This window comes from Sphingopyxis selenitireducens, assembly GCF_051550705.1.
In the GTDB taxonomy this organism is placed as follows: domain Bacteria; phylum Pseudomonadota; class Alphaproteobacteria; order Sphingomonadales; family Sphingomonadaceae; genus Sphingopyxis.
In genome coordinates, this window is the sequence record NZ_JBPULG010000002.1 from 629,655 (window position 1) to 653,150 (window position 23,496).

Below are 23,496 nucleotides of genomic sequence, written 5' to 3' on the forward strand. Positions count from 1 at the left end.
GGGGGTCCCGCTTTCTTTTAACCGCCATTGAGCTGGATCCCCGCCTTCGCGGGGATGACGAAGATCAGAGATTCGCCGCCAACTGCTGCAACAGCGCCGCGCTCTCCGCATCTGCCGGGAAGAACGCCTCGATCGCCAGCTCCGACAGCGTGATATCGACCGGCGTCCCGAAGATCGTTACCGTCGACACGAAGGAAATGCGCCCCGCGACCGTGTCGAGGACCAGCGGCACCGCGATGCCGCTCGTATGATCGCCGCGATTGTCGTTCGCTTCCACAGCATAACCGCCAAGTTCCTCGCGCAACGCAACCAGCCCCGCGTCGGCGCTTGCCTCGATCTGCAAATCCAGCCGGTGCAATATATGGTCGCGCCATTCGCCATAGTTGACGATCTGCGGCGCCAGCCCTTCGGGATGCAGCGCGATGCGCAGCACATTGACCGGCGGTACCAACAGGGCAGGGGCGACCTGTTCGATCAATATCGCGATCGCTGCATTGGCCGCGACCATATTCCAGTGCCGATCGACCGCCAGCGCGGGATAGGGCTCATGCCCCTTCAGCACATGCTCGACGATCGCACGCATCGCCGCCATGTCGGGGCTGTCGAGCGGGCGCTCCTGATAATCGGGCGCATAGCCCGCCGCGAGCAACAATGCGTTGCGTGCGCGATGCGGGACGCCCAGCCGGTCGGCGATGCGCTGCAACATTTGCGCACTCGGCTTTGATCGCCCGGTCTCGATAAAGCTGAGATGGCGCGTCGAAATTTCGGTCTCGAACGCAAGGTCCATCTGGCTCATCCGCCGCCGTGACCGCCAATCACGCAATTGTTCGCCCAGCGGGGTGACTTGCATCGCATCTCTCCTTCGATGACCGGGCTAGCGAAGGTTTCGCCGCATTTCCATTACCTCCGGCGTAATCGACTGGCGTCATTTTTCGAAGGAAACAGGCGAGGCATTTGAAAGGAGAACATCATGTCCATCCAGAGCCTGAAATCCATTCTTGTCCTCGATGCCATCACCTGCGCGGGGATTTTCCTGATCGCGCTGCTCGCGGCGGTCCCCATTGCGTCGCTGCTCGGGCTTCCCGTCATCGTCGTCACGCTGGCGGGCTGGATCTGCCTTGCCAGCGCCGTGTTGATGGCTGTGGTCGCCACGCAGCAACCGCCAAGCGCCGCGCTCACCAAGTTGATCGTCGTCGGCAATCTCGGCTGGGTCGCGGCGAGCTTTGCCGTCCTCGCCGCCTTTGCAGGCCAGATGACCGACATCGGCATGGCGCTTGTGATCGCACAGGCGCTCGCGGTCCTTGTCTTTGCGTTTCTCGAAGCCAGAGGGGCTTCGGCACTCGGCCGCGTCGCCGCTGTCAGCTAAGTTCGTCGAGCCGGGCGATATCGATCCCGCCGGGCACCAGCATCACCGGGCAGTTCAGCCTTCCGGCGTCCTGCCCGGTGAAATGCGCGACCAGCGGCCCGGGCGCGCCGCTTGCGGCGGTGGCGAGCACCAGCGCCGCAATTTCGTCATTGGCATCGATCACTTCGCGCACCACCTCGGCGGGCTTGCCCGATTTGACCATGATCTGCGGCGTGAGATTGGCTTCCTGCGCCACCGCATCGGCCGCCGCGGCCACCAGTTCCTCGGCATGTTCGCGCGCTTCGGCCTCGATTGTCGCCTGAACGCCGCCGAATGCGACGAAATCCTGCGGCGGCACGATCGCCAATACCATCACCCCGCCACCGGTCCGCGACGCGCGCCGCGCAGCAAAGCGCAGCGCCAGCGACGCCTCCGGACTGTCATCAATCACCACCAGATATGTCCGCATCGCCCCGACCCCTCTTTGCTTTGCTGGTGGTCAGAGTGCTTCACATTCGTATGAAAGGCAAGTTTGCCCGGATAGACCTTGACCAAAGCAATGCTTATGACGAGGAACAATCCGTAGCGGCAGGCACCACCTGCAAGACTCCGAGGGACAAAAGCTTACCATGCCGATCGAACTGAAAATGCCCGCCCTGTCGCCGACCATGGAGGAGGGAACCCTCGCCAAATGGCTGGTTAAAGAGGGTGACACCGTCCAGTCGGGCGACCTGCTTGCCGAAATCGAAACCGACAAGGCGACGATGGAATATGAAGCGATCGACGATGGCGTGATCAGCCAGATTCTGATTCCCGAGGGCACCGACAATGTGAAAGTCGGCACCGTGATCGCGGTGATTGCGGGCGAGGGTGAAGATGCCGGAAGCGCCAAGGCGGCACCGGCTCCCGCACCTGCGGCAAAGGCCGAGGCCGAGGCTGCTCCCGCAGCGTCGGCACCAACACCTGCACCTGCACCTGCACCTGCACCTGCACCTGCACCTGCACCTGCTGCTGCTGATGCGTCGGCGCCTGCGTCCGCGCCCGCTGCCGCTGCCGCACCGGCTGCTGCGGGCGACCGCATCAAGGCAAGCCCGCTCGCCAAGCGCCTCGCCGCCAGCCAGGGCATCGATCTGTCGACGCTGACCGGCACGGGCCCCGGCGGTCGCATCGTCAAGGCCGATCTCGAAGGCGCACCCACCGGCGCCGCCGCGCCAGCGCCTGCAGTAACTGCTCCGGCAGCAGCCGCGCCGGCGGCCGCGCCCACGGTAACGGCCGAAGGCCTCCCCGATTTCGGCATCCCGCACGAAGACGTCAAACTGTCGGGCATGCGCAAAACGATCGCGCGCCGCCTGACCGAATCGATGCAGCAATCGCCGCACATCTACCTCACCGTCGATATCCGCCTCGACGCGCTGCTCAAGCTGCGCGGCGAGCTCAACGCCAGCCTCGAAAGCCGCGGGGTCAAGCTCAGCGTCAACGACATGCTGATCAAGGCTCTCGCGGTGTCGCTCGAACGCGTGCCGGCGTGCAACGTCAGCTTCGGCGGCGATGTGATGCGCCAGTACAGCCGCGCCGACATCTCGGTCGCGGTCAGCATCCCGGGCGGTCTCATCACCCCGATCATCACCGACGCGGGCGGCAAGTCGATGTCGAAAATCTCGACTGAAATGTCCGAACTCGCCGCGAAGGCGAAGGAAGGCAAGCTTCAGCCCGCCGAATATCAGGGCGGCACCGCCAGCATTTCGAACATGGGCATGATGGGGATCAAGCAGTTCACCGCCGTCATCAATCCGCCGCAGGCGATGATCATGGCGATCGGCGCGGGCGAGAAGCGTCCCTATATCGTCGACGACGCGCTCGCGATGGCAACCGTCATGTCGGCGACCGGCAGCTTCGACCATCGCGCGATCGACGGCGCCGACGGCGCGCTCTTGATGAAGACCTTCAAGGAACTGGTGGAGAACCCGCTCGGGCTGGTGGCCTGATCGGAACGGGGTGATGCGTTTCGTTCGGCAAATGCTTCATTTGTTGATCGGACTGCTCGCAACGGCATTTGTCGCAGCCGCGGCCAGCTGGGTCTGGCCCGCCGCGACGCACTGGATTTGGATCGTCGCCTATGTGGCCATGGCCATTCTCGCCCTGCGCGAGTTGGTCAAAATGCTGCGCACAAAGGCGGACGGATAAGGAGAATATTGTGGCTGACGCAAACTACGATCTGATCGTCCTCGGCTCGGGACCCGGCGGCTATGTCGCGGCGATCCGGGCCGCGCAGCTCGGTCTGAAGACCGCGATCGTCGAGCGCGAGAATCTGGGCGGTATCTGCCTCAACTGGGGCTGCATCCCGACCAAGGCGTTGCTGCGCTCGGCCGAAATCTATCATTATATGCAGCATGCGGGCGATTATGGTCTGATCGCCCAGCAGATCAGCGCCGACATCGACGCGGTGGTGAAACGCTCGCGCGGTGTGGCCAAGCAGCTCAGCCAAGGTGTTGCCTTCCTGATGAAGAAGCACAAGATCACCGTCCATATGGGCGAGGGCAAGCTGACCGCGCCGGGCAAGCTGGAAGTGAAGGGCGAAAAGGGCAGCGAAACCCTGACCGCCAAGAACATCATCGTCGCAACCGGCGCCCGCGCCCGCGACCTGCCGTTCGCGCCAACCGACGGCAAGCGCATCTGGACCTATCGCCACGCGCTCGTCCCGCCCGAAATGCCCAAGAAATTGCTGGTCATCGGTTCGGGTGCGATCGGGATCGAATTTGCGAGCTTCTACAAGGATATGGGCGCCGACGTGACGGTGGTCGAAATGCTCGACCGGCTTGTTCCCGTCGAAGACGCCGACGTGTCGGCCTTCCTTGAAAAGGCGCTCAAGAAACAGGGTATGACGATCCACACGGGCGCGGGCGTCGAGGAGCTGAAGGCGACCGCGAATGGCGTCAGCGCCAAGATCAAGGGCAAGGACGGCAAAGTCGAATCTGCCGAATTCAGCCACGCGATCGTCGCAATCGGCATCGTCCCGAACACCGAAAATATCGGGCTCGAAGCACTCGGCGTGAAAACGACCAAGGGTCATATCGACACCGACGCGATGTGCCGCACCAACGTCCCCGGCATCTGGGCGATCGGCGACGTCACCGCGCCGCCGTGGCTCGCGCACAAGGCGATGCACGAATCGATCATCGCGGTCGAAGCGATTGCGGGCAATCATCCGCACGCGATGGACGTTCGCAACATCCCCGGCTGCACCTATTGCCGCCCGCAAATCGCCAGCGTCGGCCTGACCGAGGCGAAGGCGAAGGAACTGGGCTATGAGGTCAAGGCCGGCACCTTCCCCTTCATCGGCAATGGCAAGGCGATCGCGCTGGGTGAAGCGGAAGGCTTCACCAAGACCGTGTTCGACGCGAAGACCGGCGAGCTGCTCGGCGCGCATATGATCGGCGCCGAGGTCACCGAACTCATTCAGGGCTATACCATCGGCAAGACCGCCGAACTGGTCGAGGATGATTTCATCGGCACCGTCTTCCCGCATCCGACGCTCAGCGAAACGATGCACGAAGGCGTGCTGGCGGCGTTCGGACGGCCGCTGCACATCTAACGTAATATCTTCGTCATCCCCGCCTTTGCGGGGATGACGAAGGAGGATTGATGACCACCCGCCTCCCACATTTTCTTGTCGCTGCCGCCGCCTTGCTCCTCGGCGTCATCCTGCTCGGGATCGCGGTCGGGGCGGGCTGGACGCAGGCAATCGACTGGCAGGTCTCGCACGGTCTGGCGCTTCGCGTCGACGAGAGCAGCCCGGCGTTCGTGTCCTTCATGCAATGGGCAAGCTGGATCGGCGGCGGCATACCGCGCTGGATCATAGTCATTCTGCTATGCGGGCTCGTCTGGCACTGGTGCGGCCCGCGCTGCGCCGTCGCGCTGGGCGGCGCGTCGCTGATCGCAAACCTCGCCTCCAGCGTGATGAAGCTCGGCTTCGGTCGCGCGCGCCCCGACGTCATCGATCACCTCGACCTGCAGACGAGCTTTTCCTACCCCAGCGGCCATGCGACCAGCGCCGCGGTCGTCTATCTGCTACTCGCCTGGCTCGCGCCGCCGCGCTGGCGTGCCGCGGCATGGACGCTGGCCGCGGCGATGATCGTCCTCAACGGCTTTTCGCGCATCATGCTGGGCGTCCATTGGGCGAGCGATATCGCTGGCGGCACGATGCTCGGTACGGCCTTCGCGCTGCTCGGCGTGTGGTGGGTCCGGCTTTCCGCTCGACAGTCCCGCATCAGCGGCTAGTCTTGCCTGCATGGCTCAAGGCACGCATGATTTCGTCCCCGATCCGCGCAACGACGCGATCCTGATCAACGTCAACGGCGACCTTGTCCCGCGCGCGCAGGCAAGCGTGTCGGTGTTCGACAGCGGCTTCATGCTGGGCGACGGCGTGTGGGAAGGCATCCGCGTCCACAAGGGGCGCATGGCCTTTCTGGATCAGCATCTCGATCGTTTGTGGGAGGGCGCAAAGGCGATCGCGATGGACATCGGGATCTCGCGCACCGAACTCGAACAGCGCCTTTATGCCACGATCGATGCCAACGACATGGATGCGTGCCATATCCGGCTGATGGTCACGCGCGGCATCCGCTCGACCCCCTATCAGGACCCGCGCGTCGTCATCTCGCCCGCGACGATCGTCATCATCGCCGAATATAAGAATCCGCTGCCTTCGACGGTCGAACAGGGGCTCTCGCTCTTCACCGTCCACGTCCGCCGCGGCGACCCGGCGGTACAGGATCCCAAGCTCAATTCGCATTCGAAGCTCAACTGCATCACCGCGTGCATCCAGGCCGCGCAGGCGGGCGCCGACGAGGCGCTGATGCTCGATCCCCATGGTTTTGTCGCGACATGCAATTCAACCCATTTCTTCATCGTCCGCAAGGGAGAGGTGTGGACGTCGAGCGGCGACTATTGCCTCGGCGGCATTACGCGCAGCAACGTGATCAGGCTGTGCCGCGAAAATGACATCCCGGTGTTCGAGAAGAATTTCTCGCTCACCGACGCTTACGGTGCCGATGAGGCGTTCGTGACGGGAACCTTCGCAGGGGTCGTCCCGGCGCACACGATCGACGGGCGCGTGCTGACCGAGGGCAGGGGGCCGATGGTCGAGCGATTGCAAACTCTCTACAAGGCGCTGATCGAGCGAGACATCGCCGGACGGTCGCGGCCGTGAGCGAAAGCGTCCGCATCGCCTCGAGCGGGGAGCCGCTCAAGATCGCGATGTGGTCGGGGCCGCGCAACCTCTCTACCGCGATGATGCGCAGCTTCGGCAGCCGCGCCGACAGCTTCGTCAGCGATGAGCCTTTTTACGGTGCCTATCTCAAGCACACTGGCGATCCGCAGCCGATGATGGATCAGGTGATGGCGTCGATGGATTGCGACTGGCACGGCGTCGCCCGGACGATGACCGGACCGTGCCCGACCGGGGCGCCGGTCTGGTATCAAAAACATATGGCGCATCATATGGTCGGCCCTGTCGCGCACGACGATCTGGCGGGGCTTCGCCATGCTTTCCTGATCCGCGATCCAGCCCGCGTCGTTGCCAGCTATGCCGCCAAACGCGTGTCGGTGCGCCCCGATCACCTCGGCACTGACAAGCAAGTCGAATTTTTCGATCGTGAGGCTGACCGGCTGGGCCATGCGCCGCCGGTGATCGACAGCGCTGACATTTTGCGCGACCCGCCCGCGATGCTGCAGAAATTATGCGCTGCGCTCGGCATCGCATGGGACCCCGCGATGCTGCATTGGGCAGCCGGGTTGCACCCGACCGACGGCATATGGGGCGCGCACTGGTACGACGCCGTCGTATCGAGCACCGGCTTCGGGGCGCCGGACAAGCCGCAGCCCGAACTGACGCGCGACGAACGGGCGGTCGCCGAAGCCTGCCGTCCCGATTACGACCATCTGGCGCAGCACAAGATTCCGCTGTCCTAACAACTGCTGTTTTGCCATCAATGGGATGGGCACAAATGACAGGCGGATAGAACATGCAATCCAGAATGAAGTTGGGCAGTTTTCTGCGGGGAATCGCTTTTGGCGGAACGCTCCTTTTTGCGACCTCGATGGTGCCCGCTGCAGCGCAGGAGGCTGGCGGTCAGACCGTCATTACCGCCGCACGCTATGTCGATGTGCTGACCGGCAAGACGGTCGACTATCCTGCCATCTTTGTCGGCGCCGACGGCCGTATCACCAACATAGCCGACGCGCGCACCGTTCGCTGGGGATCGAACGTCAAGCATATCGACCTCGGTGACAAAACGCTTGTTCCGGGACTGATCGACATGCACGTCCACCTCGACGGTCCCGCCGACATCGGCGGCTATCGCGGGCTCGAATTCACCGACAGTTTCTGGGGCATGACCGCGGTCAAAAATGCGCGCGACATGCTCGGCGCGGGCTTCACCACCGTCCGCAATCTTGGCGCCGGCGAGCGCAATGATATCGGGCTGAAACAGGCGATCGACAATGGCTATGCGACCGGCCCGCGCATCGTCCCCGCAGGCTATGCGCTCGGCGCGACCGGCGGACATTGCGACAGCACTTTCCTGCCGCCCAGCCTCGAAAAGAAGGACGGCAAGGAAGAGGGCATCGGCGATAACCCCGAGGAGCTGCGCTATCAGGTCCGCCGTCAGCGCAAATATGGCGCCGAGGTGATCAAGGTCTGCGCGACCGGCGGGGTCTTTTCCCGGAACACCGAACCCGGCCAGTTGCAGGTTTCCGAACCCGAATTGCGCGCGATTGCCGATGAGGCGCACCAATGGGGGCTGCGCGTTGCCGCGCACGCCCATGGTGCCGAGGGTATTCGCGCCGCGATCGCGGCGGGGATCGACACGGTCGAACATGTCAGCCTGCTCGACGACGAAGGCATCCGCATGGCCCTCGCGCGCAAGCGCCCGGTGTGGTTCTCGATGGATATCTATAACACCGAATATACGCAGGCAGAGGGCGCGAAGAATGGCGTGCTCGAGGATAATCTCCGCAAGGATCGCGAGATCGCGCAGATCCAGCGCGACAATTTCCGCAAGGCGCACAAGGCCGGTGTCCGCATGGTCTTCGGTTCCGATGCTGGCGTGATGCCGCACGGCGAGATCGGCAAACAGTTCCGCGTCATGGTCGAATATGGGATGACGCCGTTACAGGCGATTCAAGCTGCAACGCGCAACGCCGCCGAGGCGCTGGGCCGCGAAAAGGATGTCGGTGCGATCGCGGTCGGCCGCTATGCCGATATCGTCGCGGTCGATGGCGATCCGCTGACCGATGTGCGCCAGCTGGAAAGCGTTGATGCAGTGGTCAAGGGCGGCACGCTGGTGACGGGCGGCTGATTGTGAAGTCCGTCGCCCCCGCGAAGGCGGGGGCCGTTGGCAACCTTTTGCGAAGCTGATAGCGGCCCCCGCCTTTGCGGGGGCGACGCGTGGCTCAGTAAACCACCAACTTACCGACCAGCGCCTCGTGCATATCCGGCGTGAAGTTCAGCACCGCCTCAGCATAAGTCGCCACATCGCCATGGTCGCGGCGCACCGTCGCCAGAGCGGCGTCGAGGAAAATCGGGTTGACCGACATCAGCGTGCGGATCGCATCTTCGTGGATTTCGGCGCCATAGCGCGCCCGGATGGCATTGCCGCCCTGCGCGATCCGCTCCTCGATCTTCCCCGCCGTATTGGTCAGCAGATAATCCTGCATCAGGTCATCCTCATGGACGCCGAGCAGTCGGTGAACGATAGCAACCGCAAAGCCGGTGCGGTCCTTGCCCGCGACGCAATGCACCAGGCTCGGCGCGTCATATTCGGCGAGCGCGGACAGATAGAGGCGCAGCGTGTTCACCAGCGCCGGGCGATAGGGCATGCCGGCATAGACATCGACCATCCGCGAGCGTGCGGTGTCATTGTCGATCGTGCCGCCTGCGGCCTGCAAATGGGGGGCGAGGCCCGCCGTATTGCCCCCGGCGAATAGCACGCGCGCCGAAAATTTTTCCGATCGCTTGCACGGATGCAGCGCGCGCTCGTCGTCGCCGCGCAGATCGACGACGGTTTCGATCCCCAGCGTATCGACCGTGCCCAGATCGTCGGCGGTCGCTTCCTGATGATGCGCCGACCGCCACAGCACGCCGCTGCGCAGTCGCCCGCCGCCCTCGACGCCATAACCGCCATAGTCACGGAAATTGTGAATGCCGGACAGGGGCAGGACACGTTCGGCAATCATCATCATTCTCCCGTAAACACCGGCGCGCGCTTTTCGATGAAGGCATCGATAGCCTCACGGTTGTCGGCGGTTTCGTGCACGATTGCCTGATAGGCGGCACTGAGTTCGAGGATGTCGCTCATCCGGCTGTGCTGCGCTTCCCGCAGCAATCGCTTGGTCAGTCTTAGCGCACGTGGGGGGTTGCACACAATGCGTTCGGCAATCGCGACGGCACGGTCCAGCAACTCTTCGTCGGGCACGACGTCGGTGACGAGGCCATATTCCTTCGCCTGCTGCGCATCGAAACGGTCGCCGGTCAGGAACAGCTCGGCCGCGCGTGGATAACCGACGATTTTCTGGAGAAGCCACGCGCCGCCATCGCCGGGAACGATGCCGACCTTGACGAAGCTGCACGCGAATTTGGCGCTCTCGGCCGCAATGCGGATGTCGCAGGTGCAGGCGAGGTCGGCACCAAGGCCGATGGCATGGCCATTGATCGCCGCGATCATCGGGATTTCGCAATCCATCAGCGCGCGGATCACGGCCTGCACGCCGCGGCGATAGTTGGACCGCGTCGAATCGGGCTGGTCGAGCACGCCGATTCCGGTGCGGTCCTTCATGCCCTTCAGATTGCCGCCGGCGCTGAATGCCTTGCCGCTGCCGGTCAGGATGATCGCGCTAATGCTGCGGTCGCGGCCGATCTCCTGCATCGTGTCGATAATGTCGTCGCAATCCTCGTGGGTGCCGATCGCATTCATGCTGTCCGGCTTGATCATCGTCAGGATTGCGATCTTGCCCCGCCGCTCGACACTCAAAAACTCACCCATGTTCAATTTCCCTTTGCTGCTCCCGAAAAGCTATTGCATGGCTGTCGGGACATGCAAGACTTTGCACTCTATCCTTTTGATCCACCCGGCGACATTCTCGCACTGCGCGCCGATTTGCGGGCGTGGCTCGCGGTGCATCAACCCCGGGTCGATATTGTCGCGCGCGCCAATTGCTGGGCAAGCTTCGATGCGGATTTCAGCCGTGCTCTCGGCGCCGCCGGTTACATCGGCATGACGCTTCCCGCGCGCTACGGTGGCGGCGATCGCCATCCGCTCGAACGTTATGTGGTGATCGAGGAATTGCTGGCGGCGGGCGCCCCCGTTGGCGCGCACTGGATTGCCGACCGCCAGACGGGGCCGCTGATTCTGCGTTATGGCAGCGAGGAACAGCGGCAGCGCTATCTGCCCGGTATCGCGCGCGGCGAACTATACGCCTGCATCGGCCTTTCCGAACCCGGCGCAGGGTCCGACCTTGCTGCCGTGCGGACCAGCGCCCGCGAGACCGCCGAGGGCTGGCGCATAAATGGTCAGAAGATCTGGACCACCGGCGCCCATCTGTCGCACGTGATGCTCGCGCTGGTACGGACCGAGGAAGGCAGCGAGCGCAATGCGGGGCTGAGCCAGTTTCTCGTCGATCTCGACACTCCCGGCATCACGATCCGCCCGATCATCGATATGGCGGGCAATCATGACTTCAACGAGGTCTTTTTCGACGATGTCCTCGTCCCCCACGGCGCACTGGTCGGCGAACGGGGCCAGGGGTGGAAACAGGTCACCGCCGAACTCGGCCTCGAACGCTCGGGTCCCGAACGCTATTTGTCGAGCCATGCGCTGCTCGCCGCGCTGATCGACGCTGCGGGACCGGACGCCGATCCGGCTGTCGCAGGGCTGATCGGCGAACTCACCGCCGAAATGTGGACACTGCGCCAATTGTCGATGTCGACTGCGGCGAAACTCGCGGCGGGGGAGGATCCGATGGTCGAGGCGTCGGTGGTCAAGGAACTCGGCAACAGCTTCGAACAGGATATGCCGCGCCGCATTCAGGCGGTGGTGCCAAGCGGCTGGGACGATCCTGACGATCTGGCGCGGCTGCTCCGTGCACTGCTCATCGCATCGCCCAGCTTCTCGCTGCGCGGCGGAACGCGCGAAGTGATCCGCGGGATCATCGCACGCGGACTGGGTCTCAGATGAGCGCCGCGCGCGAAATGCTGTGCGATACCGCCAGCGCCGTCTTCGCCGAAGCCGCCGATGCGGGGATGGCGCCGGTCGAGGCGGCGGGCTTTGCCTTGCTGCTCGTGCCCGAGGACGATGGCGGTTTCGGTGGCGACTGGGGCGACCTCAATGCCGTGTTGAAGATTGCCGGGGTCATGGTGCCCGACCTGCCGGTTGCCGAACTGATCCTGTCGGGACTCGGCGAGGTGTCGGACGATCTCCATGCCGCCGCGACTGTCAGCCTGATGGCGGGCGCGATGGGGCAGGCGCTCGCGCTGTCGGTCGAACATGTGAACACCCGCCAGCAATTCGGCCGCCCGCTCGGCAAATTTCAGGCGGTGCAGCAATCGCTGGCAGTGATGGCGTGCGAAGTGCGCGCCGTCGATGCGGCGGCGGCGGCGATGGCAGCGCGGCTGGACTCAGCGGGATTTGATGCTGCCGATTTCGAGATTGCGGCGGCCAAGCTGCGCGCCAACCGCGCGGTGGGTGTCGTCACCGCCATCGCGCATCAAGTGCATGGCGCGATCGGCTTTACGCAGGAATATGATCTGAACCGCGTGACTATCCCGCTGATGCGCTGGCGCGGAACGCACGGCAATGATGCGCATTGGGCTGGGATGTTGGGCTGGCAGGTTGCGGGCTTTGGCGGCCCCGGTCTTTGGAAAACGCTGACCGAGCGCTGACTTCCGCCAACTATCCGTTCGCCTAACCTGTCCCGTTCGCATCGAGATCAGTCGAGATGCCCATCGTCGGCGCGTGCCTTTGGGGTGCCTCGACTTCGCTCGACACGAACGGGGAAGATTTAACGGACTGCGCCGCCTGATTTCAGCGCGGCAATCTTGTTGGCGTCATAGCCCAGACCCGCCAGCACAGCCTCACCGTCGCCGCCAACCTGCGGCGCCGGGCGCGGCGTGTCGTTCACCGTGGCCGAATAGCGCGGCGCGGGAGCGGGCTGGATCGCGCCGCCAACGGTCAGGAAGGTCTCGCGCTCGACATTGTGCGGATGCTTCGGCGCTTCGCTCAGCGACAGCACCGGCGCAAAGCAGACGTCGGTCATCTCCATGAGTTCGCACCATTCGTCGCGGGTTTTTGTCGCGAACAATGCGGCGACCTTGTCCTTCTTCGCCGGCCAATTCTCCTGATCGTCCTGCACGTCGAAGTCGGGATCGGTATCGAGCCCGGTCTTGGCGCGGAGCAGCGCGTAAAATTGCGGTTCGATCGACCCGATCGAGATGAACTTGCCGTCGCTGCAGGTATAGGTGTCATAATAGGGCGCGCCGCCGTCGAGCCGGTTGACGCCCGCCTCGTCCTTCAGCGCCCCCGCGCTGTGGAACCACCAGCTCATCCCCGCAAGCAGCGCCGAACCGTCGGTCATCGCGCAATCGATCACCTGGCCTTCGCCTGTCTTCGCGGCGTGGAGCAGCGCGCTCGACATGCCGAATGCCAGCATCATGCCGCCGCCGCCGAAATCGCCGACATAATTGACCGGCGGAACGGGCTTGCCGCCGCGCACGCCGATGCCGTGGAGGACGCCCGACAACGAGATATAGTTGATGTCGTGCCCCGCCGCCTGCGCATAAGGGCCGAACTGGCCCCAACCGGTCATGCGGCCATAGACGAGCCTGGGATTGTCGCCGAGCAGCACATCGGGGCCGAGTCCCAGCCGCTCCATCACGCCGGGCCGATAGCCTTCGATAATCCCGTCGGCGGTCTTGCACAGATCGCGGGCGATCTGCACCGCTTCGGGGTTCTTCATGTCGAGCGAGATTGAGGTGCGGTTGCGCGACAGCGGATCGCGCGGGTCCATGAAGCCGCCGGGCCGGTCGATGCGGATGACTTCGGCGCCATGGTCGGCGAGCATCATGCTGCAAAAGGGACCCGGGCCGATGCCCGCAAATTCGATGATCCTGATACCCTTGAGCGGTCCGGACATGTGGCTCTCCCATAAAAAGATGCGGCCCCGGGCATCGCCCGATCCGCAAAATCATCCTAATCATGTGACTGGCCCGGGGTGTCCCGGGCCAGTCTGAACATATTTACAGTCGCTCGATGATGATCGCGGGCGCCATGCCGCCAGCGGCGCACATGGTGACCAGGCCATAGCGGCCGCCCGAGCGTTCGAGTTCGTCGAGCGCGGTGCCGATCAGGATCGAACCGGTGGCGCCGATCGGATGGCCCAGCGCCATCGATCCGCCGTTGATGTTCACCTTTTCGCGGTCGAGGTCGAGGTCACGGATGAATTTTTCGGCGACGACCGAAAAGGCTTCGTTGATTTCCCAGACGTCGATGTCGTTCTTGGTCAGTCCCGCCTTTTCGAGCACCTTCTCGGCTGCCGGAACCGGCGCGTTGAGCATCAGCGTCGGATCGTCGCCGATGTTGGCATAGGCGACAACGCGGCCGCGCGGCTTCAGGCCATGCTTGTCGGCATATTCCTTCGACGTCAGCAGGATCGCGGCGGCGCCATCGACGACGCCCGACGAGTTGCCGGCATGATGGAAGTGCTGGATTTCCAGATCGGGATAACGGCGGTTGATCTGCTTGCGGAAGGTGAAGCCGCCGCCAAGGTCGAAATCGGCGAGGCCCGTGAAGCTGGGCTTCAATGCGGCAAGGCCTTCGGCCGTCGTTTCGGGACGCGGGAATTCTTCCCGATCGAGCGCGACGCTGCCGTCGGTATTCAGAACCGGCACCACCGACTTGTCGAAACGGCCTTCCTTGATCGCACGGTCGGCGCGCTGCTGGCTGACCAGCGCCAGCGCGTCAAGCGCCTCGCGGCTGATACCTTCGATCGTTGCGATCGCGTCGCCGCACACACCTTGATGCGACTGCGGGTGCAGTTCGTCGAGCGCTTCGTGGCCCGATCCCATCAGGCGCGGCGGCAGACCGGCGTTGGCCTGCTCGGCGGCATGCGCGGTGGTATAGCTCATCATCTCGGTACCGCCGGCGATGACGCAATCTTCCATGCCCGACATCACCGATGCTGCGGCGAAATTGACCGAGCTGATGCCGCCGCCGCAGAAGCGATCGAGCGTCGTGCCGCTGGCCTTGGTGTCATAACCCGCCGACAGTGCCGCCATACGGCCGAGGTCGCCGCCTTGCTTGCCGTTCTGGCTCGACGTCGACCAGACAATGTCGTCGACGGTCGCGGTGTCGAGATTGTTGCGATCGCGGATCGCGGCAAGGACGGTCGCGGCAAGGTGCTGCGGGTGAAGGTGCGACAGTGCGCCCTTGCCGGGCTTGCCGATCCCGCGCGGGGTGCGAACGGCGTCAATGATATAGGCTTCGGCCATGGTGATAGTCCTTTCAGTGGGGAGTGATGATTAAAGGGGAGCCATGCGGCTCAACGAGGGGCCATTCTGATCGCGCCGTCGAGACGGACCGCCTGACCGTTGAAATAGGTGTTGCGAACCATTTCCATTGCGAGGCTCGCATATTCCTCAGCCTTGCCGAGGCGCTTGGGGAAGGGCACCGATGCTTCGAGGCTTTCCTTCACCTTCGGGTTCATATTGTTGAGCAGGGGCGTGCCGAACACACCGGGCATGATGGCGTTGACGCGGATGCCAAGGTCCATCAAGTCGCGCGCCATCGGTAGGACAAGGCCGTTTACACCGGCCTTGGCCGAACCATAGATGACCTGGCCGATTTGTCCGTCCTGCGCCGCGACCGAGGCGGTCAGGATGATCGCACCGCGCTCGCCGTCTTCCATTTCGGGAAGCGTCGCCATGCCCTCGGCCGAAATCGACGCGATGCGATAGCTGGCGGTCAAGATGCCCGCGACGCCAAAGGCATAATCCTCGGTCGGAGTGCGGCGGAACGTGCCGCTTTCCTTGTTATAGGCCAGCGTTTTGCCGCGGCGCGACGTCATGGCGCAGTGAACGCAAATGCGCTCCTGCCCGTGCGCCGCACGCGCTTTGGCATAGCCGTCCAGCACCGATTGTTCGTCGGTGATGTCGACGTGGCAGAAAATGCCACCGATCGATGCCGCGACTTCTTCGCCCAGTGCTTCGTTGATGTCGAAAATGGCAACCTTGACGCCCGCGGCGGCAAGCGCCTCGGCGGTCGCCCGGCCGAGGCCCGACGCTCCACCGGTCACAACAGCCGCCGTCGATGTATCGAATTTCACTATATTGTCTCCTCAGGCCGGGATTTCGTTGAACGGCACGCCCTTATCGGGGCGGTGATCCTGCGGCAGGCCAAGGACCTTTTCCGCAATGGTGTTGAGCAGGGTTTCGTCCGAACCGCCCGCGATCCGGCCCGTCGGCGCGTTGATCCAGCTCGACGCCCAATTCTCCCGCTGCGAGGCATGTTCATCGAATGCAAAGCCGTCGCTGCCGCGCAGGTCGATCGCCAGTTCGGACAGCTTCTGGCGCGACCGCACCGCGACCAGCTTGTTCAGCGATCCTTCGGCGCCCGGCACCATGCCCGCTTCCATCATCAGCCGCGCACGCACGTTGATCGAATCGAGCCCGGCGCGCATCGCATGGTTGCGTGCGATCTGCTGACGGATGCGGCCATCCTCGATTGCCGGGCGGCCGTTGACTTCCACCTCTTTGGCGAGGTCGACGAACAGGTCGAGGTGCGGACCGAAGCCCGCGCTGTCGGTCGCCACATAGCGTTCGATCATCAGCGTTGCGATAGCGACGGCAAAGCCGCCGCCAACCGGAGACATGCGGTGATCGTCGCCGATCTTCACATCGTCGAAGAACACCTCGTTGACGTGGCTGTCGCCGCCCGCCAGCTTGATCTGGCGCACGGTGACGCCGGGCGCCTTCATATCGACCCAGAAATAGGTGAGACCCTTGTGCTTGGGGACATTGGGGTCAGTACGGACGACGATGACGCCATAGTCGCTATAATGCGCCCAGCTGGTCCACACTTTCTGGCCGTTGATTTTCCAGCCATTGCCATCGGCTTCGGCCTTTGTACGCAGACCCGCAAGATCCGATCCCGCTGCGGGTTCGGAGAAAAGCTGGCACCAGATTTCCTCTCCCTGTAGCGCCTTCAAAACGCGTTCCTTGACGAACGCCTTGTCGCCACCGAATTGCATCAGGATTGGCACCGGCATGCCCAGCGAGATTCCGAAATAGAAGTTCGGGAACCCGTGCTTCATCTCTTCGGCATCGAATGTAATTTTCTCGAGATGGCCGAGGCCCTGACCGCCATATTCGACCGGCCAGTTGATCCCGGCATAGCCCGCGTCGAACTTAGCCTTCTGGTATCGGCGGCCTAGCGCCAGATCGTCGGCTTCGGACAGGCCCTGACGCGCGTCGCGGCCAAAGTCGGGGACCATCGTTTCGAGCCACGCGGCAGCTTTGGCGCGATAGGTTTCGAGATCGCTCATGCCGCTTCTCCTGCCAGCCGGTCGACCAGAACATCTTCCCAGAACATGCTGTTCCCCTGCTCGATGGCGAGGCTGCGCGCGCGGCGCATGTGGAGGTGGAGCCCGATTTCCCACGTCACCCCGATACCGCCATGAATCTGGACACAATCGCGTGCCGCGGTGTCATAGGCCTCGGTCGCCGATAGCCGCGCGGCTGCAGCGGCCGTGATGAAATCATCCGCCCCTTCGCGCGAAGCCGCATGAATGCAATTTGCGCGCGCCAGTTCGACCAGCCCGTAAAGCTCTGCAATCCGATGCTTGACCGACTGGAACGCGCCGATGACCTGACCAAAGGCACGCCGCGTAATCGCATAGTCGCGCGCAATCTCCATCAACGCCTCGGCACCGCCGGTTTGTTCATGCGCGGTGATGACAGCCTGCAACGCGAGGATATGCAGCGCGGCGTCGCGCGCCGATCCGCCCGCTATCAGCGCGTCAGCGGGCGTCCCTTTGAAATCCAAGTCAGCGACACAGCGGCTGTTGTCGAAACTCGGAACGATGCGCCGTTCGGCATTCGCAAGGTCTGCGATCGCCAGCACCGGACCGTCCGGACCCGTGGCGAAAACAACCGCAACATCTGCCGCAGCTCCGGCGGATACGCCGGTCATTGCGCCATTCAGCTGGCCGCCCGCAAAGGTGACAACGGGCTTCGCCGGCAGCGCATCGGCGCCCGCAGCAAAGGCCACGGCTCCGATTACCTCACCGCTCGCAAGCCCTGGTAGCCAGCGCGTCTTCTGCGCGTCGCTGCCATAAAGTTCGATCGCCTTGGCGGCGCCGAAGCTGGAGGTCAGAAAGGGCGCGCCGCTGAGCGTGCGACCTGCTTGATGCGCGATCAAACCCATCTCGATCAGGCCAAGGTCCAGCCCGCCATAGGCTTCGGGAAGGGCGAGGGCGGTCCAGCCCTGTTCCTTCGCCATCGTCCAGAAGCCCTCATGATAGCGGCCAGTGACTTCCAGCAGCGGCAACAGGTCGTCCTTGCGCATCCGCGCTTCGAGCGCGCGGCGCGACTCGGTCGCGATCGCCTGTTGTCCCTCGTCGTACAGGATGCTCATGGCCGCATTATCCTCTCCCGATATCATTATTGTCCGCCAGTGAACCGGACGTTGACGTAAACGTCAAGTTCTTTGACGCTATTGGCCGCGGCCGGCAACTGGCGGCTGTGTCAGGCGCGTCCGGCCCTCCAGTCGCGCTTGATCTTCTTCGCGAGGCTCCATTTGTGAACCTCCGTCGGGCCGTCATAGATGCGGAAGGCGCGGACTTCGCGGAACACCTGTTCGACGATCGTCTTGTCGGTGACCCCGGTGCCGCCCATCACCTGAACACAGCGATCAGCGATGCGCATCAGCGCTTCGGACACCGCGACCTTCGCCATCGAGCTTTCGACCGTGCCAAGCGATCCGGTGTCGAGCACCGACGCGCACCAGTCGATCATCAGCTCGGCCTGCTTCAGGTCGATCATATTTTCCGCGAGCATGAAGCCGACGCCTTCGTGATCGACCAGCGGTTTGCCGAACGCTTCGCGGCGGTTGGCATAATCGGTCGCAATCTCGTGCGCGCGGATGCAGGCGCCCAGCCAGCGCATGCAGTGCGACAGGCGGGCGGGGGACAAACGGACCTGCGCATAGCGAAAGCCTTCGCCGGCTTCGCCCAGCATCTGGTCGGCGGGGATGCGGAGGTTGTCGATCGTCAGTGTTGCGTGGCCGCCGGGCATCGAACTGTCGATGGTGTTCGGAACATCGTCGATACGGATCGCGGGATCGGGCAGGTCGACGAGGAACATGCACGCGCCCTGTTCCGACTTCGCCATCACGATCCCGACGCGGGCGCCCAATGCGCCGGTGATAAAAGTCTTGCGACCGTTCACCACCCAATGATTGCCGTCGAGATGGCAGGTCGTTTTCATCATCGACGGGTCGGACCCGGCGCCACCCTCTTCGGCGGGTTCGGTCATAAAAAATGCGGAGCGGACATGGCCTTCGACCATCGGCTTCAGGAAGCGCTCCTTGAGTTCGGGGCTGCCTTCCTTGCCGAGGAGATACATATTGCCCTCGTCGGGCGCCATCGTGTTGCAGGCGAGCGGACCGAGCGGCGACAAGCCGCTTTTGATCAGCACCACGGCGGTCTCGCGCTGGTTGAGGTGATCGCCGTCGCCCAGAATATGCGGCGTCAGCACGCCGGCGCCGCGCGCATGTTCGCGCATTTCCATGACCAGTTCGTCGGTCGGCGCGCCATGATGGTCGCGGCGCGGGTCTTTTTCATAAGGGACGATGATTTCGCGGACGAAAGTTTCGACCTTTGCAGCGATGGCGAGGGCTCGGTCCGAAATCGTCATGCCGCCGTCCTCACGCTGCTTTGGCAAGCCATGGGGGAGGGAGTTTTGCGGCGATCTGTCATCACGGACGATTCCTTTTTTCGTTGAACTTGTCTTGCCAATCAACCGGACGTTGACGTAAGCGTCAAGTTAAATCGCGCCCGAAGGCGTTAATGCCGTAGGGTCAGCATCGACAGGGAAGGACGTTTCATGGCTTTCAAGACGCGCATCACCGAAATGTTGGGTATTGAGCATCCGATCGTGCAGGGCGGGATGCAGAGCGTCGGCTACGCCGGGCTCGCGAGCGCGGTGTCGAACGCCGGCGGCCTTGGCATCATCACCGCGCTGACCCAGCCGACCCCCGAAGCATTGCGCGAGGAAATCGAGAAATGCCGGTCGATGACCGACAAGCCCTTCGGCGTGAACATGACCGTCTTCCCGACGATCAACGCCCCCGACTACAAGGCCTATGCCCAGGCGATCATTGATGGCGGCATCAAGATCGTCGAGACTGCGGGAACCCCGGCGGTTCGCGAAATCTGGGAAATGCTGAAACCGCACGGCGTCACCATCCTCCACAAATGCACCGCGGTTCGCCACGCCTTGTCGGCCGAGCGCGCCGGCTGCGACATCATTTCGATCGACGGCTTCGAATGCGCAGGCCATCCGGGCGAAGACGATATTCCGGGCCTGATCCTCATCCCGGCCGCCGCTGACAAGGTCAAGATTCCGATGCTGGCTTCGGGCGGCTTCGGCGACGGCCGCGGTCTCGTCGCCGCGCTCAGCCTCGGCGCCGAGGGCATCAACATGGGCACGCGCTTCTGCGCGACGGTCGAAGCGCCGATCCACGACAATGTAAAACAGGCCTATGTCGACAATGACGAACGCGGCAGCTTCCTGATCTTCCGCAGCCTCAAGAACACCGCGCGTGTCGGCAAGAGCGATGTCAGCGAGGAGGTGGTGCGCCGCCTCGCTGTTCCCGATGCGACTTTCGCCGACGTCGCCGAACTGGTGAATGGCAAGGCAGGGCGCGAATTGCTGGAAACTGGCGATCTCTCGAAGGGCGTTTTCTGGGCCGGGATGGTGCAGGGACTGATCCACGACATCCCGACCTGTCAGCAGCTGATCGACCGGATCATCGCCGAAGCCGATGCGATCGTCGACCAGCGTCTCGCAGGCTTTCGCGCCTGACCCCTGACGCCGGCGCGTTTCGCGTGCACTTCATTGAACGTCGGCGCAATGCGTCGGCGTTCGATGATGTGCGCGGGTCAGGATGGGGCATCTGCGGCGCGCGCCTGTCAGGTATCAACCTGAAGACGGAAAATCTTTTCCGGTATCTTCCGGTTTACGGATTCTTGGGAAAACACCATAAACCGGCGCTTCCGGGGAAGCATGCCGTGATAATATGGTGAGCCCTGCTGGGTTCGAACCAGCGACCTACTGATTAAAAGTCAGTTGCTCTACCGACTGAGCTAAGGGCCCCGACGCGGTGCCGACATCGGTCGGTGCGCGAAGTGAGCGGTCGCCCTAGAGCGATGATGCGCTCCGGTCAACCGGCTTGGATCGCGTAAGTTGCATTGCCAGTTGCCGGACGCTGCGGGCGGTCACCGGATGACGCCAGTCGGGCGCGATAACGGACAATGGATCAAGGACGAAGCGCCGCTCTGTCATCGCAGGGTGTGGAATCGTGAGCGTCGCGTCGGCCCAGATCCCGCCCGACCACAGCAATATGTCGAGGTCGAGCGTGCGTGCGCTCCAGCGCTGGCCGGTGCGGCGTCCGAACGTCGACTCGATTGCCTGCAACCGTTCGAGCATTTCGGGCGGGGCAAGCGGCGATGCGACGAGCGCCACCGCATTCGCATATTGTCGCCGCGACGGGCCGATCGGGGCGCTGGCAATGATCGGGCTTGCATCGACCGGCTCGATATCTGCGCTTTCCAGCGCAGCAAGCGCCGCCATCAACACCCCGCGCGGATCGCCGTGCAGCACATGGCGGCGATTCGAACCCAGGCCAATCGCGTAGAGCGGCAGAGGAATGGTGGGGAAGGGCGTTGCATCGCGCATGTCGCTGCGCCTATCTCAGCAGGGTGGAAATTGGTAGCCCCTTGCCCGGCACCGAGCCGCCGCGCGACTGCCCGCGCTGCCCCCGCCTCGCCCGGCTGCGCGCAGAGTGCCGGACCGAGCATCCCGATTGGTGGAACGCGCCGGTCCACGCCTTTGGCGATCCGGAAGCATGGTTGGCCTTTGCCGGCCTTGCCCCCGGTAAACATGGCGCGAACCGCACGGGCCGACCTTTTACGGGCGATTATGCTGGAGACCTGCTGTTCGCGACGCTCGCCGAATTCGGGCTCAGCAGAGGGCATTATGACGCCCGGATCGACGATGGGTTGGAGCTGGTTGGCACGATTATCGTCAACAGTGTCAAATGCGTGCCGCCGCAGAACAAGCCGACGCCGCAGGAGATTGCGGCATGCCGCCCCTTCTTTGAAACCCAACTCGCTGCATTACCAAAGGTGCAAGTGATCATCGCGCTCGGCCGCATTGCGCACGACGCCGCGCTCCGTGCCGTCGGCGAACGCCTCGCGGCGCATCCGTTCGCGCACTGTGCCGTTCACGTGCTGCCCGACGGGCGGCATCTGGTCGATAGCTATCATTGCTCGCGCTACAACACGAACACCGGCCGGCTGACGCCTGCGATGTTTGCCGATGTGTTTCGTATGGCGCTTACGCTGAAAGGTCAGACGAGCGGGCCGAATTCCTCGACCAGCCCGCGGTAGAGCACCCGCTTGAACGGGACGATCAATTTCTCGATCTCCCCCAGTTCGGCCCAGCGCCAGGCACGAAACTCCTGATGTTTGGTGTGGATGTCGATGTCGCTGTCGGTGCCCATGAAACGCATCAGGAACCAATATTGGCGTTGGCCGCGATATTTTCCGCCCCACATTTTGCCGACGAGATGGTCGGGCAGATCATAGAAATATTCCTCGCGGCTGCGCGCGATGATCTCGACCAGCCCGCCATGGACGCCGGTCTCCTCGCCGAGTTCGCGGATCGCCGCCATTTCGGCATCCTCGCCGGGATCGATCCCGCCTTGCGGCATTTGCCAGGCCTCGCTCGACGTATCGAGTCGCTGCCCGACGAACACACGGCCATCGCGGTTCGCCAGCATCACCCCGGCGCAAGGGCGATAGGGAAGGGCGCTGTGGTCGGTCATGCGCTGGCTTCGGCGACGATCGCCTTGAGCGTAGTCAGCGCGCCGCTGATGTCGGCCTGTGCGCTGGGAATGGCCTGCGCCAGATTGATATAGCCGTGAATGCTGCCCTTCGCCTCGCGATAGGTGGTCGGCACCCCGGCCTCGATCAGCTTTGCGGCATAAGCGCGTCCCTGATCGCGCAGCGGGTCGAGCCCGGCGGTAACCAGCAGCGTCGGTGGCAGCCCTTCAGCGGGGAAGTCGAGCGGTGACGCGCGATAATCCGCCGGATCCGGGGCATATTGGTTGCCGAACCAGATCATGCTGCCCTCGGTCAGCAGATGGCCTTCGCCAAAATCGCGGTAGCTTTGCCAGTCATTGTGCGTGGTGACCGCGGGATAAATGGGGTGGATCGCGATCACCGGCTTCGACGCCGGCTTGTCGCGAAGCGTCAATGCGGTTGCGATGGTCAGATTGCCGCCGGCGCTTTCGCCCGACAGGACCAGCCCGGTGCAGGGGACATTGTCGGCGACCCAGCGCGTCGCGGCTTCGCAATCCTCGGGCGCCGCGGGAAAGGGGTGTTCGGGCGCGAGTCGATAATCAACCGCGATCACCGGCATGTCGAGCAGCCGCGCCGCCTCCGCGCAATAGGGATCATGGGTGTTCAAATCGCCGATCACCCAGCCGCCGCCATGGTAGAATACCATGACCGGACCGGCCTCGCGGGTCGGGCGATTGTCATAGATGCGGATCGGAATGTCGCCAGCCGGGCCGGGGATTGCGCGATCTTCGACATGTGCGATCTCGCCGCGCGGAACATCGGCCATCTGCCCCATAACGCGGAACATTTCGCGCGCCGCTTCGGGCGGCAGTTCCTCCATTTTCGGGCCGTCCTGTGCGTTCAAGAAGGCCAGAAAGCCCGCCACATCGGGGCGGGTGTAATGGGGTGTGCCGTCGGTCATACTGCTGATCCCTCGTTCTGTGTTCGGACGCAGCTATTCGGCATCGCAGGGCAATATT

At 63.6% G+C, this 23,496-nt stretch carries 25 protein-coding genes and 1 tRNA gene; 12 read left to right on the top strand and 14 right to left on the bottom strand.

Annotated features, from left to right (window positions below; genetic code table 11):
• Positions 1–64: 64 nt before the first annotated feature.
• Complete coding sequence (locus tag ACSYDV_RS08805) at positions 65–850, bottom strand: helix-turn-helix domain-containing protein (protein ID WP_438323422.1); 786 nt, start codon at positions 848–850, stop codon at positions 65–67.
• A 120-nt stretch (positions 851–970) separates the two neighbouring features.
• On the opposite strand from ACSYDV_RS08805, the gene ACSYDV_RS08810 reads away from it, so the two are divergent.
• The gene (locus tag ACSYDV_RS08810; RefSeq protein WP_438323423.1) at positions 971–1,366 is read left to right on the top strand and encodes a hypothetical protein; all 396 of its coding nucleotides are present in this window, start codon (positions 971–973) and stop codon (positions 1,364–1,366) included.
• Here ACSYDV_RS08810 and ACSYDV_RS08815 read toward each other — a convergent pair.
• Positions 1,359–1,814 (bottom strand): universal stress protein, encoded by a 456-nt coding sequence (locus ACSYDV_RS08815; RefSeq protein ID WP_438323424.1) that lies wholly within the window; start codon positions 1,812–1,814, stop codon positions 1,359–1,361. The two genes, ACSYDV_RS08810 and ACSYDV_RS08815, sit on opposite strands and share 8 nt — an antisense overlap.
• Before the next feature lie 160 nt (positions 1,815–1,974).
• Between ACSYDV_RS08815 and ACSYDV_RS08820 the strand changes: the two genes are divergently transcribed.
• From ACSYDV_RS08820 to ACSYDV_RS08850, 7 genes are read left to right on the top strand one after another with little or no spacing between them, the layout of a single operon-like run.
• Entirely contained in the window at positions 1,975–3,330 is a 1,356-nt protein-coding gene (locus tag ACSYDV_RS08820; RefSeq protein WP_438323425.1) for a pyruvate dehydrogenase complex dihydrolipoamide acetyltransferase, read from the top strand.
• 13 nt (positions 3,331–3,343) lie between these two features.
• Entirely contained in the window at positions 3,344–3,529 is a 186-nt protein-coding gene (locus ACSYDV_RS08825; RefSeq protein ID WP_438323426.1) for a hypothetical protein, read from the top strand.
• Positions 3,530–3,539: 10 nt separating this feature from the next.
• A complete protein-coding gene (gene lpdA / locus ACSYDV_RS08830) occupies positions 3,540–4,937 on the top strand; it encodes a dihydrolipoyl dehydrogenase (RefSeq protein ID WP_438323427.1) in 1,398 nt (465 codons plus the stop codon).
• A 50-nt stretch (positions 4,938–4,987) separates the two neighbouring features.
• The gene (locus tag ACSYDV_RS08835) at positions 4,988–5,623 is read left to right on the top strand and encodes a phosphatase PAP2 family protein (protein ID WP_438323428.1); all 636 of its coding nucleotides are present in this window, start codon (positions 4,988–4,990) and stop codon (positions 5,621–5,623) included.
• 10 nt (positions 5,624–5,633) lie between these two features.
• A complete protein-coding gene (locus ACSYDV_RS08840; protein WP_438323429.1) occupies positions 5,634–6,554 on the top strand; it encodes an aminotransferase class IV in 921 nt (306 codons plus the stop codon).
• Positions 6,551–7,315, top strand: coding sequence for a sulfotransferase-like domain-containing protein (locus ACSYDV_RS08845; RefSeq protein ID WP_438323430.1), 765 nt, complete (start codon positions 6,551–6,553; stop codon positions 7,313–7,315). The genes ACSYDV_RS08840 and ACSYDV_RS08845 overlap by 4 nt, the downstream gene beginning before the upstream one ends.
• Before the next feature lie 53 nt (positions 7,316–7,368).
• Positions 7,369–8,703 carry a Xaa-Pro dipeptidase gene (locus ACSYDV_RS08850; protein ID WP_438323431.1) on the top strand — a complete coding sequence of 445 codons (1,335 nt, stop codon included), beginning with the start codon at positions 7,369–7,371 and terminating at the stop codon, positions 8,701–8,703.
• A 94-nt stretch (positions 8,704–8,797) separates the two neighbouring features.
• Here the strand turns inward: ACSYDV_RS08850 and ACSYDV_RS08855 are convergent, their stop codons facing one another.
• Both ACSYDV_RS08855 and ACSYDV_RS08860 read right to left on the bottom strand, forming a co-directional pair.
• Positions 8,798–9,580 (bottom strand): tyrosine-protein phosphatase, encoded by a 783-nt coding sequence (locus ACSYDV_RS08855; RefSeq protein WP_438323432.1) that lies wholly within the window; start codon positions 9,578–9,580, stop codon positions 8,798–8,800.
• A 2-nt stretch (positions 9,581–9,582) separates the two neighbouring features.
• Positions 9,583–10,386, bottom strand: a complete 804-nt coding sequence (locus tag ACSYDV_RS08860) for a crotonase/enoyl-CoA hydratase family protein (protein WP_088471202.1) — start codon at positions 10,384–10,386, stop codon at positions 9,583–9,585.
• A 51-nt stretch (positions 10,387–10,437) separates the two neighbouring features.
• Between ACSYDV_RS08860 and ACSYDV_RS08865 the strand changes: the two genes are divergently transcribed.
• Positions 10,438–11,577, top strand: coding sequence for an acyl-CoA dehydrogenase family protein (locus ACSYDV_RS08865; protein ID WP_438323433.1), 1,140 nt, complete (start codon positions 10,438–10,440; stop codon positions 11,575–11,577).
• Complete coding sequence (locus ACSYDV_RS08870; RefSeq protein WP_438323434.1) at positions 11,574–12,281, top strand: acyl-CoA dehydrogenase family protein; 708 nt, start codon at positions 11,574–11,576, stop codon at positions 12,279–12,281. The genes ACSYDV_RS08865 and ACSYDV_RS08870 overlap by 4 nt, the downstream gene beginning before the upstream one ends.
• Before the next feature lie 119 nt (positions 12,282–12,400).
• On the opposite strand, the gene ACSYDV_RS08875 is transcribed toward ACSYDV_RS08870, so the two are convergent.
• The 6 genes from ACSYDV_RS08875 to ACSYDV_RS08900 form a co-directional block, all read right to left on the bottom strand.
• A complete protein-coding gene (locus tag ACSYDV_RS08875; protein WP_438323435.1) occupies positions 12,401–13,531 on the bottom strand; it encodes a CaiB/BaiF CoA transferase family protein in 1,131 nt (376 codons plus the stop codon).
• Positions 13,532–13,634: 103 nt separating this feature from the next.
• On the bottom strand, positions 13,635–14,885 hold the full coding sequence (locus ACSYDV_RS08880; protein ID WP_438323436.1) for an acetyl-CoA C-acetyltransferase: 1,251 nt from the start codon (positions 14,883–14,885) through the stop codon (positions 13,635–13,637).
• Positions 14,886–14,935: 50 nt separating this feature from the next.
• Positions 14,936–15,718, bottom strand: coding sequence for an SDR family NAD(P)-dependent oxidoreductase (locus ACSYDV_RS08885; RefSeq protein ID WP_438323437.1), 783 nt, complete (start codon positions 15,716–15,718; stop codon positions 14,936–14,938).
• A gap of 12 nt (positions 15,719–15,730) precedes the next feature.
• On the bottom strand, positions 15,731–16,936 hold the full coding sequence (locus ACSYDV_RS08890) for an acyl-CoA dehydrogenase family protein (protein WP_438323438.1): 1,206 nt from the start codon (positions 16,934–16,936) through the stop codon (positions 15,731–15,733).
• Positions 16,933–18,027 carry an acyl-CoA dehydrogenase family protein gene (locus ACSYDV_RS08895; protein WP_438323439.1) on the bottom strand — a complete coding sequence of 365 codons (1,095 nt, stop codon included), beginning with the start codon at positions 18,025–18,027 and terminating at the stop codon, positions 16,933–16,935. Before ACSYDV_RS08895 ends, ACSYDV_RS08890 begins: the two co-directional genes overlap by 4 nt.
• 110 nt (positions 18,028–18,137) lie before the next feature.
• Positions 18,138–19,307: an acyl-CoA dehydrogenase family protein gene (locus tag ACSYDV_RS08900; protein ID WP_438323440.1), complete on the bottom strand. Its 1,170-nt coding sequence runs from the start codon at positions 19,305–19,307 to the stop codon at positions 18,138–18,140.
• A gap of 189 nt (positions 19,308–19,496) precedes the next feature.
• On the opposite strand from ACSYDV_RS08900, the gene ACSYDV_RS08905 reads away from it, so the two are divergent.
• The gene (locus tag ACSYDV_RS08905) at positions 19,497–20,477 is read left to right on the top strand and encodes an NAD(P)H-dependent flavin oxidoreductase (RefSeq protein ID WP_438323441.1); all 981 of its coding nucleotides are present in this window, start codon (positions 19,497–19,499) and stop codon (positions 20,475–20,477) included.
• 215 nt (positions 20,478–20,692) lie between these two features.
• On the opposite strand, the gene ACSYDV_RS08910 is transcribed toward ACSYDV_RS08905, so the two are convergent.
• Both ACSYDV_RS08910 and folK read right to left on the bottom strand, forming a co-directional pair.
• Positions 20,693–20,768: transfer RNA gene (locus tag ACSYDV_RS08910), tRNA-Lys, on the bottom strand.
• A 45-nt stretch (positions 20,769–20,813) separates the two neighbouring features.
• Positions 20,814–21,350 carry a 2-amino-4-hydroxy-6-hydroxymethyldihydropteridine diphosphokinase gene (gene folK, locus ACSYDV_RS08915; protein ID WP_438323442.1) on the bottom strand — a complete coding sequence of 179 codons (537 nt, stop codon included), beginning with the start codon at positions 21,348–21,350 and terminating at the stop codon, positions 20,814–20,816.
• Positions 21,351–21,373: 23 nt separating this feature from the next.
• Here folK and ACSYDV_RS08920 point away from each other — a divergent pair, with 23 nt between their 5' ends.
• Positions 21,374–22,063 (top strand): uracil-DNA glycosylase, encoded by a 690-nt coding sequence (locus ACSYDV_RS08920; RefSeq protein WP_438323443.1) that lies wholly within the window; start codon positions 21,374–21,376, stop codon positions 22,061–22,063.
• On the opposite strand, the gene ACSYDV_RS08925 is transcribed toward ACSYDV_RS08920, so the two are convergent.
• Together ACSYDV_RS08925 and ACSYDV_RS08930 are read right to left on the bottom strand one after the other, a co-directional pair.
• A complete protein-coding gene (locus tag ACSYDV_RS08925) occupies positions 22,024–22,500 on the bottom strand; it encodes an RNA pyrophosphohydrolase (RefSeq protein ID WP_438323444.1) in 477 nt (158 codons plus the stop codon). The genes ACSYDV_RS08920 and ACSYDV_RS08925 overlap by 40 nt on opposite strands.
• Positions 22,497–23,438 carry an alpha/beta hydrolase gene (locus ACSYDV_RS08930; protein ID WP_438323445.1) on the bottom strand — a complete coding sequence of 314 codons (942 nt, stop codon included), beginning with the start codon at positions 23,436–23,438 and terminating at the stop codon, positions 22,497–22,499. Before ACSYDV_RS08930 ends, ACSYDV_RS08925 begins: the two co-directional genes overlap by 4 nt.
• Positions 23,439–23,496 lie beyond the last annotated feature (58 nt).